Below are 4,285 nucleotides of genomic sequence, written 5' to 3'. Positions count from 1 at the left end.
TGGTACAGTTGGCTTTTCTGTAACTGGTGGTGCTGGTACAGTTGGCTTTTCTGTCCCTTTATTCGAATCTGATGGTTTTTCTGTAGCTGGTGGTGTCGGTGACCATTTATTGTTTTGTTGCTCTGGCATAATGATTTGCCATTTATGGTTTGACCATTTATATATTACTTTGCAATTTGCACCCTGTTTGACTTGTACTTGTTTTCCATTTGTAGCTGTCGCTTCGCTTTCGCTACTGAACATATTTGCTGACGCAGTCCCCATTTGAATTGGTGCTGCTAATAAAAAAGTTGCAAAAACGGCTGTTAATGTTTTTTTCATTTTGCACTTCCTCCTTTACGCTAGTAAGCATACAAGAAAGAATCGACGTTTTTTTCACCAAGCTTTACCAATAAAACCATTGAACATAGAATTTACTGAAAAATCAATGCTGATTGCGGTCTCTTTGAGGAAGCATTTACCACTCTATGAAACAGTTGCACTTGAAAAGCGGTTGACACTTTGCGAAATAGCTAGATTTTATTCTCCAATTATCGCAATATCAGCAATATTTTCACCAATTATCACGAGCTTCGGCTCCATTTTGATATATTCAGGTAGCCATTGCACCATGCCATATGCATATTGGAAGAGCATCGGATTGCGTACACCCGTAATTGGTACATAGCCTTTCATGCGATAAACCGTTTCAGGCAATGCGCGCACCCACGCTTCAAACTCCTCCTCACTATAGCTCTGCGTAAACTGTACTAAACGTGAGCCTAAATTAAAGCTACCTCCAATTTGTGCGAGTACAATTTCATCTTTCGCAGGCTGCACCATTGACTGCATTTGCTGTAAAAATTGAATTGGCACGCGGCCATTTGTCGTCTGTAGTAGCATAGCACGTGGATTAAAGCTTTGTAGCTCATAGACGACCTGTGCCTGCTCTTCCTCCGATAGTAAGTCAATTTTATTAGCAAGGAGCACATGTGCATGACGAATTTGCTCCATAAAGAGCGAGCGCGCTTGTGGCGATAATGTAGAACGATTGAGCCAAAGCTTACTATCTGCTACTGTGACAATCCCCTTTATGTTTAATTGCTCTGCAAACAAAGGCGAAAACACCGCATCGAGCGCTTCTACAGGATGAGCGGCGCCTGTTGTTTCAATTAAGAGTACGTCAAACTGTTGATCAAATAATAAAGATTGAATTTGTGCCTCCGTTTTTTCCGCACCTGTGCAACAAATACAGCCTTCCAGCATTTCTTTTAATGGTACATCTTCCTCTACCGCCTGCGAATCGAATGCGAGCTTACCAAGTTCATTCATAATAACTGCGGGCTTCAAGTCTTGCTCTTTCAATTGTCGAATTACATCTGTTAACAGCGATGTTTTGCCACTTCCTAAAAATCCACTTAATAAATAGACATCCTTCATCCTTCTCACACCTCTAGAAAAAGGGCTGACCATATATGGCCGCCCTTCATTATTATTCATCGTTCGCTTCTTCTTCTGTTTCTAGCTCTTCACCAGATAATAGACTTTTCGCTTTTAATAATTGCGGGTCATCCTTGCGCAACTTTTCACGTAAAGCATCCATTAATGCATACGTTGTTTTGCCTGTTAAAATACCGGTTTCCTCTAGCTCATTCGCTTTTTGGAATTCCCTCACAGCGGCCTCCGTATCTTCATCAAATAGATTATCCACTTCGCCCACTTCATAGCCTAGCACTTCTAGCATTTGCTCTGCCGCATTCACAAGTCTTGAATTTGCTTCTAATTTCAGCTCTTGCTTTGGATCAATGTATGGCAATGAAGCATAAGGTGCTGTATCTACCTCAACATCTGGTTGAATGCCTTTTTCGTTAATCCAATTGCCATTCGGCGTTAGCCATTTACTTGTCGTAAATTTCAAGTTTGCGCCATCTGGTAAATCGGTCACAGTTTGTACTGTTCCTTTACCGAATGATGCTTTCCCAACGACTTTGGCACCGACTGATTCTTGTAATGCACCAGCTAAAATTTCAGAAGCAGAGGCACTGCCTTCATCTATTAATACCGTAACAGGTATATTGAACTTCTTACCACTTTCTGCAACCATTGCTTCAGGCTCTCCAGTACGACTTTGAATTAATAAAATCGGCTTACCTTCTGGTACAAAGAAATTCGAAATATCAAGTGCGGCTGTTAAATAGCCTCCTGGATTTTGGCGTACATCTAGCACGACACCCTTCATTCCTTTTTGCTCAAATCCCGCTAAGCTGCGTGCTACTTCTTCAGCAGTTTGCTCACTGAATGATGAAATTTGAATATGGGCAATTTTATCTTCTCCCATTTCACCATGTACAGTTTCAATCGGAATATCATCACGTACAATTTTCACTTCAATCGGCTCTTCATCTTCACCGCGCTGAATCATTAATGTCACAGCGGTACCTTTTTCACCACGAATAAGTAAAACTGCCTCTGAAGCACTGAAGCCTTTTAAGCTTTCACCATCAACAGATAAAATGATATCCTGTGGTAAAATACCTGCTTTTTCTGCAGGTGAATTTTTAATTGGGGACACGACTACAATATAACCGTCTCGTTCTTGTATTTCTGCGCCAATCCCTTGGAAGCTTGAAGATAAACTCTCATTAAAGTGTGCGGCTTCCTCTCGATTCATATAATCAGAATACGGGTCCTCTAGCGCATCAAACATCCCATTAATTGCACCATGAATTACTTGTTCATCATCTATTTCAACATAGTAATTTTTCTTAAGTTCATCAAAGGCATCGTAAAGTTGTTTAAATTCGGCACGCTCAACAGGTACTTTTACTTCCACTATCTTTTCTTCCCCAAAAGTTAAGGCAAAAATCGTTAAACCTGCTGTTACTAAAATTGTCAGGAACATCAGCATTATAAATTGAAACGGCTTTATTCGTATATATTTACCAGCAGGCTTCACAGGCTGCTGTCCATTTTGCTGTTCCTCAGTTTGTTGTTGTTCATCCATTACTTTCACCACTCTCATTTTCCACTATGTACGGCACACTATACTTATCTTAACAGTTTATGCAGCCTTCGAAAAGCTTAGACGTTCTTTTTTTTATTTTGTTTCATAAGTAGGTGGGGTTTTTCGTACATTAATTCAATGCAAATAGAAAGTACATGCTAGGAAGGCTCAATTATGTTTAAAAATATTCGTTCGGTGAATTGATCACACTAAATTGCTGCATTAAAGCAATAATACAGTGCTATTAAAAAGAGGAGCATAAGATTCGACTCAGCTTAAAATAAGGTTAGGGGATATTAATACTCGCTTTTTTGTAAAATACGGGACTAGGTAGCTTAGCAATAAAGTAGCTACAATCGTTCAGAATAAGGCAAATGTCCTGTCCCTCTGTGCATCTATTATATGCCAAGGAAATCCGCCGATATTTTATTATGTGGTACATTTAATGACAACATTTTACTAAGTAATTAAACACCAACTATGTTGGATTACTCCACTGTAAACTCCACTGCCAAATGATAGTTATCATAGTCATCAGTATTTCTAAAATTTGATATTTCTTTCACTAGGCGATATTCACCCCTATTTAAACTTCCATAGAGCCCACTCCAGTCAATTTTCCATTCCCTTACACTAAAAGAAGCCAAGCTATAACCAATATCGGCAAAAGCATGATTTCCTCCTATTGCAAATGGAACTTGGTACCATTTCTCTTTAATTTTCTTTTCCAGTAAAAAATCTACACCATAGGTAATTTCCTTGTCGGAGTTGTTTTCAATGATTACCGTCAATCCAATAACAGATGCTGTTCCTTTCTTTACAATCATCATTACTCCATCAAGGTTATTAACCGTTTCGTATTTTGTAGGCTCCCAATCCCTTATCAGTTCTCCTGATTGACCTTTTGGTTCTTGGGAACAACCAACTACTGCCAAACCAATTACTACCAATACTATAAAAATTCTTCTCAAGTTATCTCCCCCTCCATATTTAAACACTGATTTCAGAATCAATTTCCAAAAATTTCGTTTGACTAAAATGCATTGTTAATGGAAATGTATTTCTTCATAATATTTACAATGATAGTAACATCAATATCAGAAAAAATCATCTTACCTAATCGAAGTAATAAGAACGTGTATATTAAAGTCATTCAAGAACAATTAGGAAATGTTACAATACGTGAAACACTTCACATTCCCCTCCTGTCAATCAAGATTAAAAGAAAAATACCCAACAAGCTCCTATTTTTGAGTTTAATTGTGCGAAAGTGGTTGCCTTGCGGGCGAATTTCACTTTTTA

Annotated in this window: 3 protein-coding genes and 1 pseudogene; all 4 read right to left on the bottom strand. The window is 38.6% G+C overall.

Translation table 11 applies throughout. The features are described from left to right. A pseudogene (locus C9J34_RS20295) lies at positions 1–321 on the bottom strand (hypothetical protein); the annotation flags it as partial. Positions 322–519: 198 nt separating this feature from the next. After that, a complete protein-coding gene (locus tag C9J34_RS20290) occupies positions 520–1,419 on the bottom strand; it encodes a CobW family GTP-binding protein (protein WP_107841991.1) in 900 nt (299 codons plus the stop codon). A 52-nt stretch (positions 1,420–1,471) separates the two neighbouring features. Next, the gene (locus C9J34_RS20285; RefSeq protein WP_107841990.1) at positions 1,472–2,983 is read right to left on the bottom strand and encodes a lmo1851 family serine protease; all 1,512 of its coding nucleotides are present in this window, start codon (positions 2,981–2,983) and stop codon (positions 1,472–1,474) included. Between the two features lie 488 nt (positions 2,984–3,471). After that, complete coding sequence (locus C9J34_RS20280; RefSeq protein ID WP_107841989.1) at positions 3,472–3,954, bottom strand: immunoglobulin-like domain-containing protein; 483 nt, start codon at positions 3,952–3,954, stop codon at positions 3,472–3,474. Positions 3,955–4,285 lie beyond the last annotated feature (331 nt).

The sequence above is a fragment of the Metasolibacillus meyeri genome (genome assembly GCF_003049505.1).
GTDB classification, from domain to species: domain Bacteria; phylum Bacillota; class Bacilli; order Bacillales_A; family Planococcaceae; genus Metasolibacillus; species Metasolibacillus meyeri.
The sequence above is the reverse complement of the archived record's forward strand: the minus strand, read 5'-3'. Positions and strand labels throughout refer to the sequence as shown.

Coding starts and splice junctions, on each gene's coding strand:
- C9J34_RS20285 (WP_107841990.1), bottom strand. CDS start 2,983: ATGGATGAACAACAACAAACTGAGGAACAGCAAAATGGACAGCAGCCT.
- C9J34_RS20290 (WP_107841991.1), bottom strand. CDS start 1,419: ATGAAGGATGTCTATTTATTAAGTGGATTTTTAGGAAGTGGCAAAACA.